General features: G+C 72.2%; 12 protein-coding genes. 5 read left to right on the plus strand and 7 right to left on the minus strand.

The window, feature by feature from the left end; genetic code table 11:
- The first annotated feature begins 4 nt into the window (after nucleotides 1-4).
- A complete protein-coding gene (locus ACWDGI_RS12185; RefSeq protein ID WP_450758012.1) occupies nucleotides 5-868 on the plus strand; it encodes an Fpg/Nei family DNA glycosylase in 864 nt (287 codons plus the stop codon).
- 7 nt (nucleotides 869-875) lie between these two features.
- On the opposite strand, the gene ACWDGI_RS12190 is transcribed toward ACWDGI_RS12185, so the two are convergent.
- The 3 genes from ACWDGI_RS12190 to ACWDGI_RS12200 all read right to left on the minus strand — a co-directional run bounded on the left by ACWDGI_RS12190 (nucleotide 876) and on the right by ACWDGI_RS12200 (nucleotide 2891).
- Nucleotides 876-1532: a zf-HC2 domain-containing protein gene (locus ACWDGI_RS12190; protein ID WP_450758014.1), complete on the minus strand. Its 657-nt coding sequence runs from the start codon at nucleotides 1530-1532 to the stop codon at nucleotides 876-878.
- A gap of 148 nt (nucleotides 1533-1680) precedes the next feature.
- On the minus strand, nucleotides 1681-2196 hold the full coding sequence (locus ACWDGI_RS12195; protein ID WP_450758016.1) for a hypothetical protein: 516 nt from the start codon (nucleotides 2194-2196) through the stop codon (nucleotides 1681-1683).
- Between the two features lie 146 nt (nucleotides 2197-2342).
- Nucleotides 2343-2891, minus strand: coding sequence for a sigma-70 family RNA polymerase sigma factor (locus ACWDGI_RS12200; protein WP_450758018.1), 549 nt, complete (start codon nucleotides 2889-2891; stop codon nucleotides 2343-2345).
- A 221-nt stretch (nucleotides 2892-3112) separates the two neighbouring features.
- Here ACWDGI_RS12200 and ACWDGI_RS12205 point away from each other — a divergent pair, with 221 nt between their 5' ends.
- Nucleotides 3113-4276, plus strand: a complete 1164-nt coding sequence (locus ACWDGI_RS12205; RefSeq protein WP_450758020.1) for a CapA family protein — start codon at nucleotides 3113-3115, stop codon at nucleotides 4274-4276.
- A 6-nt stretch (nucleotides 4277-4282) separates the two neighbouring features.
- Here ACWDGI_RS12205 and ACWDGI_RS12210 read toward each other — a convergent pair whose 3' ends face one another.
- Nucleotides 4283-4756 carry a MarR family winged helix-turn-helix transcriptional regulator gene (locus ACWDGI_RS12210; protein WP_450758022.1) on the minus strand — a complete coding sequence of 158 codons (474 nt, stop codon included), beginning with the start codon at nucleotides 4754-4756 and terminating at the stop codon, nucleotides 4283-4285.
- A gap of 98 nt (nucleotides 4757-4854) precedes the next feature.
- On the opposite strand from ACWDGI_RS12210, the gene ACWDGI_RS12215 reads away from it, so the two are divergent.
- Nucleotides 4855-5670 (plus strand): alpha/beta fold hydrolase, encoded by an 816-nt coding sequence (locus ACWDGI_RS12215; RefSeq protein ID WP_450758024.1) that lies wholly within the window; start codon nucleotides 4855-4857, stop codon nucleotides 5668-5670.
- Here ACWDGI_RS12215 and ACWDGI_RS12220 read toward each other — a convergent pair.
- The gene (locus ACWDGI_RS12220) at nucleotides 5667-7079 is read right to left on the minus strand and encodes an amino acid permease (protein ID WP_450758026.1); all 1413 of its coding nucleotides are present in this window, start codon (nucleotides 7077-7079) and stop codon (nucleotides 5667-5669) included. The two genes, ACWDGI_RS12215 and ACWDGI_RS12220, sit on opposite strands and share 4 nt — an antisense overlap.
- 60 nt (nucleotides 7080-7139) lie before the next feature.
- A complete protein-coding gene (locus tag ACWDGI_RS12225; RefSeq protein WP_450758028.1) occupies nucleotides 7140-8090 on the minus strand; it encodes a LysR family transcriptional regulator in 951 nt (316 codons plus the stop codon).
- A 102-nt stretch (nucleotides 8091-8192) separates the two neighbouring features.
- Here ACWDGI_RS12225 and ACWDGI_RS12230 point away from each other — a divergent pair, with 102 nt between their 5' ends.
- The gene (locus ACWDGI_RS12230; RefSeq protein WP_450758030.1) at nucleotides 8193-9449 is read left to right on the plus strand and encodes an MFS transporter; all 1257 of its coding nucleotides are present in this window, start codon (nucleotides 8193-8195) and stop codon (nucleotides 9447-9449) included.
- Here ACWDGI_RS12230 and ACWDGI_RS12235 read toward each other — a convergent pair.
- A complete protein-coding gene (locus ACWDGI_RS12235) occupies nucleotides 9385-9840 on the minus strand; it encodes a universal stress protein (protein ID WP_450758032.1) in 456 nt (151 codons plus the stop codon). The genes ACWDGI_RS12230 and ACWDGI_RS12235 overlap by 65 nt on opposite strands.
- A gap of 243 nt (nucleotides 9841-10083) precedes the next feature.
- Between ACWDGI_RS12235 and lysX the strand changes: the two genes are divergently transcribed.
- A complete protein-coding gene (gene lysX, locus ACWDGI_RS12240) occupies nucleotides 10084-13356 on the plus strand; it encodes a bifunctional lysylphosphatidylglycerol synthetase/lysine--tRNA ligase LysX (protein ID WP_450758034.1) in 3273 nt (1090 codons plus the stop codon).
- The last annotated feature ends 8 nt before the right edge of the window (nucleotides 13357-13364 follow it).

Genomic DNA, 13364 nt, shown 5'->3' on the forward strand with positions numbered 1-13364 from the left:
ACGCATGCCCGAACTGCCCGAGGTCGAAGCGCTCAAGGACTTCCTGACCGAGAACCTGGTCGGTCACGAGGTCGTGCGCGTCCTGCCGGTCGCCATCAGCGTCCTGAAGACGTACGACCCTCCCCTCGGCGCCTTCGAGGGCAGCGAGGTCGTCGCCGTGCACCGGCACGGCAAGTTCCTGGACATCGAGGGCGACGGCGGACTGCGGTTCATCACCCATCTGGCCCGCGCGGGCTGGCTGCACTGGAAGGACCGGCTGCCGGACGGACCGCCCCGCCCCGGAAAGGGCCCGCTCGCCCTGCGGGTGGCCCTGGAGACCGGAGCGGGCTTCGACCTCACCGAGGCCGGCACCCAGAAGAAGCTCGCCGTGTACATCGTCCGGGACCCGGGGGAGGTGCCCGGGATCGCGCGGCTCGGTCCGGACCCGCTCGCCGCCGGCTTCGACGAGGCCCGGCTCGCCGCCCTGCTGGGGGACGAGCGACGGCAGCTCAAGGGCGCCCTGCGCGACCAGAGCCTGATCGCCGGGGTGGGCAACGCCTACAGCGACGAGATCCTGCACGCGGCGAAGATGTCCCCGTTCAAGCTGGCCGCGTCCCTGACGCCCGAGGAGGTCCACGGGCTGTACGAGGCGCTGCGCAGAACCCTCACCGAGGCGGTGGAGCGCTCCCACGGCCTGGCGGCGGGCCGGCTCAAGTCGGAGAAGAAGAGCGGGCTGCGTGTCCACGGCCGGACCGGGGAGCCCTGCCCGGTCTGCGGCGACACCATCCGCGAGGTCTCCTTCAGCGACTCCTCGCTGCAGTACTGCCCGACCTGCCAGACGGGCGGCAAGCCGCTCGCGGACCGCCGGATGTCCCGGCTGCTCAAGTGACCGGCGGTCACTTGGGGTCCAGGGTCACCAGGCGCTGCCCGTCGGCGTTGCGCACCTCGTAGCGGTCGATCTCGTCGGGGTGCATCGAGGAGCCGCCGGTCATGGTGGACACCCGGTCGTCGTGGTCCCGCTCGGCCCAGGTGGTCACGATCTGCTCGGAGCCGTCCCGGCCGACCGCGACCAGCCGGCAGGAGCGCGGCCCGTCGGCGTCCTTCACCTGCAGCTCGATCGTGCTGCCCGAATCGGTGTCCTGCGACTTCACCTGTGCCCACACGCCCGACTGCGTGTCGGTGGCCGCGGTGACCCGGACGGCCGGCGGGGCGTCATGACCGGCGTAGGCCACGATGCCGGGGCCGACGACCGCGAACACCACCGAGGCGGCGAGGCCGTAGAGCAGCTTGCGTCGTTTGGCCCGGTGCCGGCTCGCGACCTCGGCGAGCAGCCGGTCCAGCAGCCGGGGGCCCGGCTGGGCCATGGGGTGCACGAAGCGCGGCGTGGCCCGGCGGTACAGCATCAACTGCCGTGCCGCGGGGCCGAACTCGGTCACGTGCGCGGAGCAGCTGGGGCACTCCATGAGATGGTCCTCGAAGCGGAAGGCCTCCGCCTCGTCCAGCACGCCGAGCGCGTACGCGCCGACGTCGCGATGCCTTTCCAGGGACCTCATGCCGAATCCTCGTGCCGTGAGTGCGGGTGGGGGTTACTCATTGCTCCTTGCCCCCACCCGTACGCAGTCGGCCGCCGTTTCACTCAAGGCACGTACAGAATCGTAATCAACGGATTCGGAGCGGCCGGGCCCGCGGATTGGTGCCGATTCAAAAAAGATGGATGGCGAGATGTCCGAGGGGCAGACCGAGCCGCCAGGCGGCGGTCCACACCTTCGGCCCGTCGTCCTCGCCGAACACCGAGCCGCCGCCCGGTACCGCGTCCAGGTCGGGCGCGAGCAGCTCGGTCTCCTCCAGCCAGCGCCAGGCCGCCGTGGCCAGATCCAGGTCGGGTGACGGCCCGCCCGACTCGACCGCCTCGGCGGCCAGCCCGGCCATACGTTGCCCCACCCAGTACTGCCACGGCTGGTCGTACGCCGTCAGCGAAAGCCAGTTCTCCAACTGGGACACGACCCGGATGCCCGACAGTTCGCCGTCCGTGTCGGAGAGGAAGATGGTCAGCGCCAGCGCGTCCCGGCCGGCCCGGAACTCGAAGGACGTCGGCGGCATGAGATCGCCGGTGCGCAGCAGCTCGTCGGCGATGTACTCGGCATACAACCAGGCCATCGGGACCGCCAGTTCCCCGCTCCCGGCCCCGTCCGTGCTCTCTTGACCTCTGTGCAGCATCCCGTCCTGCCTTCCTCCGGTGCGCGCGCGTGGCCCCGACCCCGGGTCCGTCCCTCTCCCGGTGCGGAACACGGATGAAGACAGCTGATTGCTCAAACATGGTCCTCAGCAAGGCGCTTTACCGAGGTTTGACCTGGCTTACGGTTTCAGCCCAGGTCGGGTGCATAACCGGGCAGAACCCGGCGCAGGGCGCGCAGCGCGTAGTACGCCCGCGACTTCACGGTACCGGGTGGAATGCCGAGGGTCTCGGCGGCCTCCGCCACACTCGCCCCTTGGAAATACACCAGCACCAGGACTTCACGGTGTTCCGGGGTGAGAGTCTTCACAGCCTCCCGCACGTCCAGCGCCGCGGCGGCGCGTTCGGCGTGGTCGCCGATGGCCCGGGTGTTCTCCAGGACGGCGTCGTGCACCTCGGGCGGCCGCGCCTGCCGGGCCCGGCGCGCGTCGATGGCGAGCCGTCGGCCGACCGTCAGGAGCCAGGGCAGGACGGAGTCGAAGTCGTCGGCGCGCAGCGCCTCGGGGTGCTGCCAGGCGCGTACGAGGGTCTCCTGCACGAGGTCCTCGGCCCGTTGCCGGTCGCCGTCGCTGAGCCGGAGCAGCAGCGCGAAGAGCGGGCGGCCGTGCTCGCGCTGGAGTGCGGCGAGCTCGTGCTCGGCGGTCGTCGTCCCGTCGGGAAGGGTGGTTCCGGCCGTCATGGCCGTATGGCATCGCAGGGCCGGGCCGGGGGACAGGGGGCGCACAGGGATCTGCGGCGGACGGTCGATCGCGTCGGCGAACGGTGCGACGAACGGTCCGTCACACCTCTTACCCGACCCGGATGGGTCAATCGGGGCGCCTGAGTTGTTTGCGACCCGGCTCGGCTTCGTACCCATTGATCTGTAAATCGGACAAGGCTTGCGACTCTGGGGTGCTCCTGATGATCAATCGCAGACGCCAGGTGGCCCTGGCCCTGACCGCCCTCCTCGCCACCGCAGCCGCCTGCCAGAACCACGTACGGCAGGAGAACGCCGCCCCGCCCGGTCAGCCGGCACCCACCGTGCCCGCACCCGGCGGCGGCTTCACCCTCGTCGCCTCGGGTGACGTCATGCCGCAGAAGTCCGCGCTGGACCACGCGAACCTCGACGCGGGCGGCAACGGCCACGACTTCCGCCCGATGCTGGCCGGCGTCGAACCCGTGGTCTCCCACGCCGATCTGGCCCTCTGTCACCTGGCTGCCGTGACCGACGCGGAGAACGGGGAGTCCGGCTCCGCCGGTGTCGCCTCCCCGCCGCAGCTTGCCGAGGGCCTCGCCGCCGTCGGGTACGACAGCTGCTCCACCGCCTCCGACCGCGCCCTCGACGGCGGGGCGGACGGGATCCAGCGCACCCTCACCGACCTGGACCGGACGGGCCTGCGGCACACCGGTACCGCCCGCACCCAGGCCGAGGCGGCCGCCGTCACGCTGCTCAACGCGGGGCGCGCCCGGGTCGCCCAGCTCTCCTACACCTTCGACGTCAACGGCAACAGCCTGCCGCCCGGGCAGCCCTGGGCGGTCAACCTCCTCGACGAGAACCGCATCCTCGCCGACGCCCGCGCCGCCCGGCAGGCCGGCGCCGACGTGGTCGTCCTCTCCGTGCACTGGGGCACCGACGGCCAGGACGCCCCCGACCAGCAGCAGCTCACCCTCGCCAAACGGCTCACCGCCGCCCGGACCGGCGGCCGCCCCGACATCGACCTGATCCTCGGCACCCACGCGCACATCCCGCAGGCGTACGAGAAGGTCAACGGCACCTGGGTCGTCTACAGCCTCGGCGACCAGATCGCCGGAGAGCTGAACAACGGCCAGGGCCGCCAGGACCCGCGCGGCAACCAGTCCACCCTCGCCCGCTTCACCTTCGCCCCGCCCGCCCGCCCCGGCGGCCGCTGGGAGGTGGCCAGGGCGGAGTTCATCCCCCAGCTGTACGACCTCGACGCCGGCCGGGTCGTGGACCTCAACGCGGCCATCGACCAGGGCGCCGACTTCACCTCCGTACGCGACGGCATCCGGGACACCGTGCTCAGCCGCGGGGCCGCCAAGGACGGGCTGGTGATGGGGGAGTGACGGCGGTCAGTCCACGTCGACGTGGTCGAACGTGCGCAGCAGCTCCTTCAGCACCTTCACGCACGCCGTGATCTCGGCGTCGGTCAGACCGCCGCCGACCTGCCGGTTCACCGCGTGCTCGCGGGCGAGGATCGCGGTGATCGTGGTCCGGCCCCCGTCCGTGAGCCGGATCAGGGAGGAGCGCTGGTGCGCCGGGTTGGGGGTGACCTCGGCCCAGCCGCGTGCCACCGCCTCGTTCACCGTGCGCTGCACGAACTGCCGGCTCAGCGCCATGATCCGGCCCATCTGGGGCACCGTCATCGGCCCGAACCGGTGCAGCAGGTCCAGCACGGAGCGCACGCCGACGGAGGCTCCCTCGATCTGCTCGCCCAGCTCGATCTTGCGGAAGGCGCGCCGGTAGAGCGGGCCGATGAGGTCGTACACCTCGGTGATGCGCTCGCCCAGCTCGTCGGGGGCGAGGGGCTTGTCGATGTCGTTCACCCGGCCATCATGCACCGGGCCGTGGTGACACCTCGGGTGTCAAAGTCATCATGACAACCCAGTTGTCAAAACTCCCCGAAGGTGACACCTTGGTTGTCATGAATGGTGCTGCGGACGTCCGCTTCCTCCCGTCCTCCGACGGCGACCTCGCCTACCTCGACACCGGCTCCGGCGACCCGGTGGTCCTGCTCCACTCCGGAGCCGTCGACCACCGCTTCTGGGCCGGCCAGATCCCGGCCCTGGCCGCCGAGTACCGGGTGATCGCCCCCGACGTGCGCGGTCACGGCGCCTCCGCCAACGCGAGCAGGCCGTTCCGCTGGGCCGACGACCTCGCCGAACTGCTGCGCCACCTCGACGCCGGGCCCGCCGTCCTCGTCGGCGTGTCGATGGGCGGGGTGATCGCCACCGACACGGTGCTGGAACACCCCGAGCTGGTCCGCGCGGTGGTCACCTGCGGCGCGGTCACCGGCGACTTCCGGTACACGGACCCCTGGCACCGGGAACTCCAGGCCGAGTACGCCCGCACCCTGGGCGCCGGTGACATCGAGGGCTGGCTCGACGCCTTCCTGCGGGTCGCCGCGGGTGCCCACCGAGAGCTCGACGCCCTCGACCCGGAGATCCCGCGCCGGCTCCGCGAGATGGCCCGCCACACCCTCTCCAAGCACACGCCCGGCGAGACCGACTGGCATGTGCGGGTGACCGACTCCTGGCCCCGGGTCCCGAAGATCGACGCCCCGGTCCTCACGGTCAACGGCGCCCTGGAACCCGCCGATCTGCTCGCCGCCGCCGAGCGCCTCGCCCGCGAGGTCCCCGACGGTCGCGCCGAGATCGTCGAAGGCGCCGACCACTACCCGAACCTGGAGCGGCCGGACGTCTTCAACGACCTCCTGCTCGGCTTCCTGCGCGCGCTCTAACGCCCGGCCAGCCGGGACCTCTTGTACGAGTATCCGAAGTAGATCACGCACCCGATCACGAACCAGACCGCGAACCGCACCCAGGTCTGCCACGCCAGGAACGTGATCAGCCAGATCGAGAAGACGACGCCCAGCGCCGGCACGAACGGCATCCACGGGGTGCGGAAGCCGCGCGGCAGATCCGGCTGCCGGTAGCGCAGCACGATCACCGCCACGCACACCACCACGAACGCCAGCAGGATGCCGATGTTGGTGAGTTCGGCCGCCTCGCCGATCGGCACGAACCCGGCGAGCAGGGCCGAGGCCACGCCCACGATCCAGGTCACCCGGGTCGGCACGTGCCGCGTCGGGTGCGTCTTCGCGAACCAGGAGGGCAGCAGCCCGTCCCGGGACATGCTGAACCACACACGGGTCACACCGAGCATGAAGGTGAACATCACGGTGAGGATGCCGATGATCGCGCCCACCGCGATCACGTCCGCGAGCCCGCTCAGCCCCACCGCCTTGAACGCGGTCGAGAAGCCGCTCTCCGGGTCGATGTCCTTGTAGTTCTGCATGCCGGTGAGGACCAGACAGGCCGCCACGTACAGCACCATGGAGATCGCCAGCGAGTAGATGATCGCCTTCGGCATGTGCCGCTGCGCGTCCTTCGACTCCTCGGCCGCCGTCGACATCGCGTCGTACCCGAAGACCGCGAAGAACACCGTGGCCGCACCCGTGAACGCCCCGCTGACACCGAACGGGAAGAAGGGGTGGTAGTTCGCCGAGTTGATGTGGAACACCCCGACGCCGATCACCAGCAGCACCACCAGCACCTTGAGCACCACCACGACCGTCTCGAACCGGGCCGCGCTGCGGATGCCGAGGTTGAGCAGGTAGGCGATCAGCAGGCAGAGCACCGCCGCGAACAGGTCGACCCGGTGGCCGGCGCCGGTGCCGGGCGCGCCCAGCATCCACCGCGGCAGGTCCGCGCCCATCTCCTCGACCAGGAAGCCGAAGTACCCGGAGATGCCGATCGCGACCACCGCCACGATCGCCGTGTACTCGAGGAGCAGGTCCCAGCCGATGAACCAGCCCGCGAACTCGCCGAGCACCGCATAGCCGTACGTGTACGCCGAACCCGCCTTCGGGATCAGCCCGGCGAACTCCGCGTACGACAGCGCGGCGCAGGCGCTCGCCAGCCCGGCGATCAGGAAGGAGAGCAGCACGGCGGGACCGGCCGTGCCGTTGGCGACCGTGCCGGCGAGGGTGAAGATGCCCGCGCCGATGATGCCGCCCACCCCGATCGCGGTCAGCTGCCACAGCCCGAGCGATCTGTCGAGCTGGGGCCCCTCGCCGACCTCCGTCTCCTCGATGTGTTCGATGGGTTTGCGACGGAGAATTCCTTCACCCATGCGGAGCTTGGCCACGTGCCTCACCTCTTCGCCGATCGCGAACGGCTGACGGCGGATCATGATGGCTCAGGGGCGTCACGGACGGAAGACGCCACGCACGCTCTCGGCCCAGCCGGGCACCCAGGTCCGGGACGCGGGGCGGGCCGGCCGGGCGTCGGTGAGACGGGCGCGCAGGGCGACCAGCGCCGGGTGCGGGTTGGCGGCCGTCCAGAGCAGGGAGTGCGGGTAGACGGGGGTCGGGTCGGCCAGCGGCACCCGCCGCAGATCATGGCCTTCCGGCCAGACCAGCCGGGTCCCCTCGCTGACCAGCGTCGCCAGGGTGTCGGAGCCGGCCAGCGCGTCCTGCACCGCCCCGCTGAAGTTGGGGCCCGAGGAGTCGATGGTGAGCCCGAACTCGGCGGCGAGGGAGGCGTAGTAGGCGGCCCACTCGGTGCCGTCCACGATGCCCGGCATCCAGATCCGGTGCCCGGCCAGCTCCCCGGGCGAGACCGAGCGACGGCCGGCCAGGGCATGCCCCGGGCCGGTGAGCAGCTGGACCGGCTCGTCGTACACCCGGGCCGCCTCGACGCCCCTGGGCAGCGGCCGGCCGGGCATGGCGACGGCCCGGAAGGACGCGTCGATCGCACCGGAGCGCAGCGCGGTGAGTGCCGAGTCCACGTCGAAGAGCGTGACGACGTCCAGGGCGATCTCCGGGTGCGCCTCGTGGAAGCCGCGCAGCAGCGCCGCCGGGGCGAGCCGCGCGCCGACCACGTCGACCCGCAGCGGGCGGCGCGCGGACCGCACGGAGGCGGTCGCGCGCTCCTCGGCCAGCAGCAGCTCGCGGGCGTGCGGCAGGAAGGTCCGGCCGTCCACGGTCAGATCGGCGCCCCGGGGGGTTCGGCTGAACAACCGCACCCCCAGCTCCTTCTCCAGCGCCGCGATCCGCTTGGACACCGCCTGCTGGGTGACCGCCAGCACGGCGGCGGCCTCCTGGAACTGTCCCGAGTCGGCGACGGCGACGAAGGTGCGTACGGCTTTGAGGTCCACCCCGACACCGTACAACCGCGGGTTGTGGCAGATGGTCCCTGAGTTGTTTGATTCGGCGGACACCTGCACGTTTTCATGTCCCGAGTCAACGGGAGGTTGTACATGGGGCGGCGGTTCGGGTGGCTGTGGGCCGCGTACTCGGTGAGTGCGGTCGGCACCTACCTTGCCTTCGACGCGTTCTCGGTGATCGCGGTCATCGCGCTGCACGCCGACTCCGCCGAGGTGGCGCTGCTCGCCGCGACCGGGCCCGCCGTGGGCGCGGTGGCGGCCGTGCCGCTCGGCCCGTGGGTGGAGTTCCGGCGCAAGCGGCCGGTGATGATGGCGATGGACCTGGTCCGGTGCGCCGCGCTGCTCACCGTGCCCGCCGCCTACGCGCTCGGCGGCCTGGGCCTCGGCCAGCTGCTGCTGGTCTCGGTGCTCGTCGCGGCGGCCGACATCACCTTCAACGCGGCTTCCGGCGCCTTCCTGAAGAGCCTCGTCCCCGCCGACCGGCTGCTCACCGCGAACGCCCGGTTCGAGTCCTCGAACTGGACCGCGCTGGTCCTCGGACCGCCGCTCGGCGGTGCCGCGATCGGCGTGTTCGGCCCGGTGACCACGGTCGTGGCCAACGCCGTCAGCTTTCTGCTGTCGGCGCTCGGCATCCGGGCCGTCGGTGGCGGCGAGCCCAGGCCCGAGCGCACCGGCACGGACCGCCTGCGCGCCACCGACCTCCTCGACGGCTGGCGGCACATCCTCGGCAGCCCGGAGCTGCGGCCGCTGTTCTTCAACAACCTCGCGGCCAACGCCATGATCATGGTCGCCGCGCCACCACTGGCCGTCCTCATGCTCGGCCCGCTCGGCTTCGCCCCCTGGCAGTACGGCCTCGCCTTCGCCGCGCCCTGCCTGGGCGGCCTCCTCGGTTCCCGGCTGGCCCGCCCGCTGGCCGCCCGGTACGGGCAGCAGCGGGTGCTGCGCGGCGCGGCCACCCTGCGTACCCTCTGGCCCCTCGGGCTGGCCTTCGTCCGACCCGGGCTGCCCGGTCTGCTGCTGGTGATGGTCCTGGAGTTCGGGGTGATCAGCTGCTCGGCCGTCTACAGCCCCGTGTACGCCACCCGCCGTCTGGAGTGCACCCCGAACGACCGGGTCGCCCGCACCCTGTCCGCCTGGTCGATCACCGGCAAGGCCACGACGGCGGCGCTCACCGCACTCTGGGGCCTGCTGGCGAGCCTCACCGGCCCCCGCACCGCGATCGCCCTGGCCGGTGTCCTGCTCCTCGCGACCCCGCTCCTGCTCTTCGGGGAGCCCCGGAAGGCGGTCACGGCACCACCGTCACCGGCCACCGTCCCGCCTTCACCAGACGGATCGCCACCGAGCCGATGAACCGGTGGCCGGCCTGCTCGGAGGCGCCCACCACGACCGCGTCCGCCTTCAGCTCGTCGGCCGCCTTCACCAGACCGGCATAGGGGTCACCGCGGAAGGTGTGGAACTCCCAGCGCACCTCGAATATCCCCTTGAGCCGCTCGGCCGCGTCCCGGATCTGGGCGACCAGGTCCTCCGCGATCTCGTCGGTCGTCTCCGCCACCGGTGCCCCGAGCGCCGCGCCGGCCGCCAGGACCGGCTGCACGTACACGACGGCGAGCAGCGCGCGCTGCCGCCGGGCCAGACCGGCTGCGTAGGACGCCGCGCGCCACGAGGAGTCCGAGCCGTCCACACCGGCCACGATGACCTTTGGCCCGTCCGTGCCCCGCTCGAACTGGTGTTGTTCCGCCACGGTCCGAGGCTATCGGAATTCACCGGTCCGGTGAGCGCCCGGGGCGGCCCGCCGCGTGGCGTACGGGCGCGGGCCGCGGGTGGTTGCTCGCGCGGGTCCCCGCGCCCCTTTCAAGGGCGTGCACATGGCGCCCCTTCAGGGGCGCGGGGAACCGCGCGACCAGCCCCCACCGGCCCGCGGCCGCCCGTCGGGCGCGGGTGGCTCGACGGGCGGGCCCGGCGGGCGCTTCCTACAGTCGGAAACATGAGTGCCGTCGTGCGGCCCGCCACGGGCAGAGAGCCAGCGGGGCCGATGCGCCCGCCCCGTGGCGGGCGGCTCACCTGGGTGCCCGAGGCCTTCGGGACCTTCTTCGCCGCCCTGGCCCTGCTGTGCGCCCTGCTCTCCTTCATCGCCCCGCTGCGCGCACTGCTCCGGCCGGTCGTGCACTTCCTCAACGCCGTCGTGGTGCCCGTCAGCCCCAACCTGGCCTACGCCGTCTTCCTGTTCCTGCTCGGCGGCGCCACCGCCGCCCGCAAGAAGGTCGCCTGGTGGCTGGTGGTGATCTACCTCGGCCTGCTGGTGCTGGCGGACATCCTGACCGTCGTCTTCGGCTTCGACTGGTACTCCTTCAGCTCACTGCTGGTCTGCGGACTCGCCCTCGCCCTCCTGATCGTGGCCAGAGGGGAGTTCTACGCCGCCTCCCGCCGGGCCGCGGTACGGCGCGCCCTCGGTGTCCTCCTCGTCGGCCTGGTCGTGGCGATCCTGGCCGGCTGGGGCCTGGTCTCGCTCTTCCCCGGCTCGCTGCCGCACGGCCAGCACCTGGCCTGGGCCGCCGACCGGGTCTGCGGCGGCCTGGTCGACGGCGGGAGCTACCGCGGCCGCCCGCCCCGGTTCGTGGCCTTCCTGCTCGGTCTCTTCGGCGCCCTCGCCCTGCTCAACGCCGCCGCCACCCTGTTCCGTTCACAGCGCCTGGAAGCGGCCCTGCACGGCGACGAGGAGACCCGTGTCCGCGCCCTCCTCAAGGCCTACGGCGACCGGGACTCCCTCGGTTACTTCGCCACCCGGCGCGACAAGGCCGTGGTCTTCTCGCCCAGCGGCAAGGCCGCCGTCACCTACCGCGTCGAAGCCGGCGTCTGCCTGGCCAGCGGCGACCCCGTCGGGGACCCGGAGGCCTGGCCGCACGCCGTCGCCGCCTGGCTGGACGTGGCCCGCCGGCACGCCTGGGTGCCCGCGGTGATGGGTGCCTCGGAGGGCGGCGCCAAGGCCTACGTCCGCGCCGGGCTCGGCGCCCTGCAACTGGGCGACGAGGCGATCCTGCACGTCGCCGACTTCGACCTCGGCGGCCGGGAGATGCGGGTCACCCGGCAGGCCGTCAACCGGGTCCGGCGTTCCGGCGCCACCACCCGGGTGCGCCGCCATGCCACCCTCACCGAGTCCGAGATGGAGGAGGTCGTCGACAAGGCCGACGCCTGGCGCGACACCGAGACCGAGCGCGGCTTCTCCATGGCCCTGGACCGGCTCGGCGACCCCGCCGACGGCGACTGCCTGCTCGTCGAGGCCCTCGCCGAGGACGGCCGGCTGCTCGCCCTGCTCTCCTTCGTGCCCTGGGGCGGCGACGGTGTCTCCCTCGACCTGATGCGCCGTGACCGCGCCGCCCCGAACGGGGTCATGGAGTTCATGGTCGCCGACCTGTGCGCGGCCGCCCCCAAACTCGGCGTCCGCCGCATCTCGTTGAACTTCGCCGTCTTCCGCTCGGTCTTCGAGGAGGGCGCCCGCATCGGCGCCGGACCGGTGCTGCGCCTGTGGCGCCGGCTGCTGCTGTTCTTCTCCCGCTGGTGGCAGCTGGAGGCCCTGTACCGCTCCAACGCCAAGTACCACCCCGAGTGGTACCCGCGCTTCCTCTGCTACGGCGAGGCCGGCTCCCTCGCCCGTATCGGCCTCGCCTCCGGAATCGCCGAAGGCTTCGTCTCCGTACCCTCCCTGCGCAAACTCTGGGGAAAGGGGCACCCGAAGACCGGACCGCGCCCCGTCGAGGAGCAGCGGTCTTCGCCGGTGCCCGGTCTCGACGGAGGGGACGAGGCCGGGTCCGGTGCCCCGGACCGGAGCCTGCCGGACCAGTTCCGGGTCCGGCGCGGCAAGCTCGACCGGCTGCGCGCCGCGGGCGTCGACCCCTACCCGGTGGCGACCGTACGGCCCACCCGGGCCCTCGCCGACATCCGCGACGGTGAGACGGTCACCGTCGCCGGGCGGATCATGCTGGTCCGCGACTTCGGCGGCATCGTCTTCGTGACGCTGCGCGACTGGTCCGGCGACCGCCAACTCGCCCTCACCCGGGCCGGGTCCGGTGCCGCCCTGGCCCGCTTCACCGCCGACACCGACATCGGCGACCAGATCACCGCCACCGGCCGGGCCGGCCTCAGCGACAAGGGCGCCCCCACCGTCTTCGTCACCGACTGGCAGCTCACCGCCAAGTGCCTGCGGCCCCTGCCCGACAAGCACCGGGGCCTGGCCGACCCCGAGGCCAAGGTCCGCCGCCGCTACCTCGACCTCGCCACCAGCCCCGCCGCCCGCGCCGTCGTCCGCGCCCGCTCCTCCGCCGTACAGGCGCTCCGCCAGGGCCTCCTCGACCGCGGCTACCTGGAGGTCGAGACCCCGATGCTCCAGCAGATCCACGGCGGCGCCAACGCCCGCCCCTTCACCACCCACATCAACGCCTACGACCTCGACCTCTGTCTGCGGATCGCCCCCGAGCTGTATCTGAAGCGGCTGTGCGTCGGCGGGATGGAGAAGGTCTTCGAACTCGGCCGTACCTTCCGCAACGAGGGCGTCTCCTACAAGCACAACCCCGAGTTCACCATGCTGGAGGCCTACCAGGCGTACGCCGACTACGACGTGATGCTCGACCTCGCCCGCGAACTGATCCAGGGCGCCGCGACCGCCGCCTTCGGCTCCCCGGTGGCCCGCAGGGACGGGCGGGAGTACGACATCTCGGGGAGCTGGCCCGTCAAGACCGTGTACGGGGCGATCTCCGAGGCGCTGGGGGAGGAGATCGGCCCCGGCACCGAACTGCTGCGGCTGCACCGGCACTGCGACCGGACCGGGGTGCCGTACACCGCCGACGACGGGCCCGCGGACGTCGTCCTGGAGATGTACGAGCGGCTGGTGGAGGAGCGGACCCGGCTGCCCACCTTCTACAAGGACTTCCCGACCGACGTCTCCCCGCTCACCCGGCAGCACCGCACCGACCCGCGGCTCGCCGAGCGCTGGGACCTGGTCGCCTTCGGCACCGAACTCGGCACCGCCTACTCCGAGCTCACCGACCCCGTCGAACAGCGCCGCCGGCTGACCGCCCAGTCGCTGCTCGCGGCCGGCGGGGACCCCGAGGCGATGGAGCTCGACGAGGACTTCCTGGACGCCCTCGAATACGCGATGCCGCCCACCGGCGGACTCGGCATCGGCGTCGACCGGCTGGTCATGTTCCTCACCGGCCTGACGATCCGTGAGACGCTGCCCTTCCCGCTGGTCCGCCGCCACTGAGGGGTCCC

The organism is Streptomyces sp. NPDC001220 (genome assembly GCF_053597895.1).

Excerpts from the sequence above, each read along its gene's own strand:
- ACWDGI_RS12205 (WP_450758020.1), top strand. The coding sequence starts at position 3,113 with ATGATCAATCGCAGACGCCAGGTGGCCCTGGCCCTGACCGCCCTCCTC.
- ACWDGI_RS12195 (WP_450758016.1), bottom strand. The coding sequence starts at position 2,196 with ATGCTGCACAGAGGTCAAGAGAGCACGGACGGGGCCGGGAGCGGGGAA.
- lysX (WP_450758034.1), top strand. The coding sequence starts at position 10,084 with ATGAGTGCCGTCGTGCGGCCCGCCACGGGCAGAGAGCCAGCGGGGCCG.
- ACWDGI_RS12185 (WP_450758012.1), top strand. The coding sequence starts at position 5 with ATGCCCGAACTGCCCGAGGTCGAAGCGCTCAAGGACTTCCTGACCGAG.
- ACWDGI_RS12215 (WP_450758024.1), top strand. The coding sequence starts at position 4,855 with ATGAATGGTGCTGCGGACGTCCGCTTCCTCCCGTCCTCCGACGGCGAC.
- ACWDGI_RS12190 (WP_450758014.1), bottom strand. The coding sequence starts at position 1,532 with ATGAGGTCCCTGGAAAGGCATCGCGACGTCGGCGCGTACGCGCTCGGC.
- ACWDGI_RS12230 (WP_450758030.1), top strand. The coding sequence starts at position 8,193 with ATGGGGCGGCGGTTCGGGTGGCTGTGGGCCGCGTACTCGGTGAGTGCG.
- ACWDGI_RS12200 (WP_450758018.1), bottom strand. The coding sequence starts at position 2,891 with ATGACGGCCGGAACCACCCTTCCCGACGGGACGACGACCGCCGAGCAC.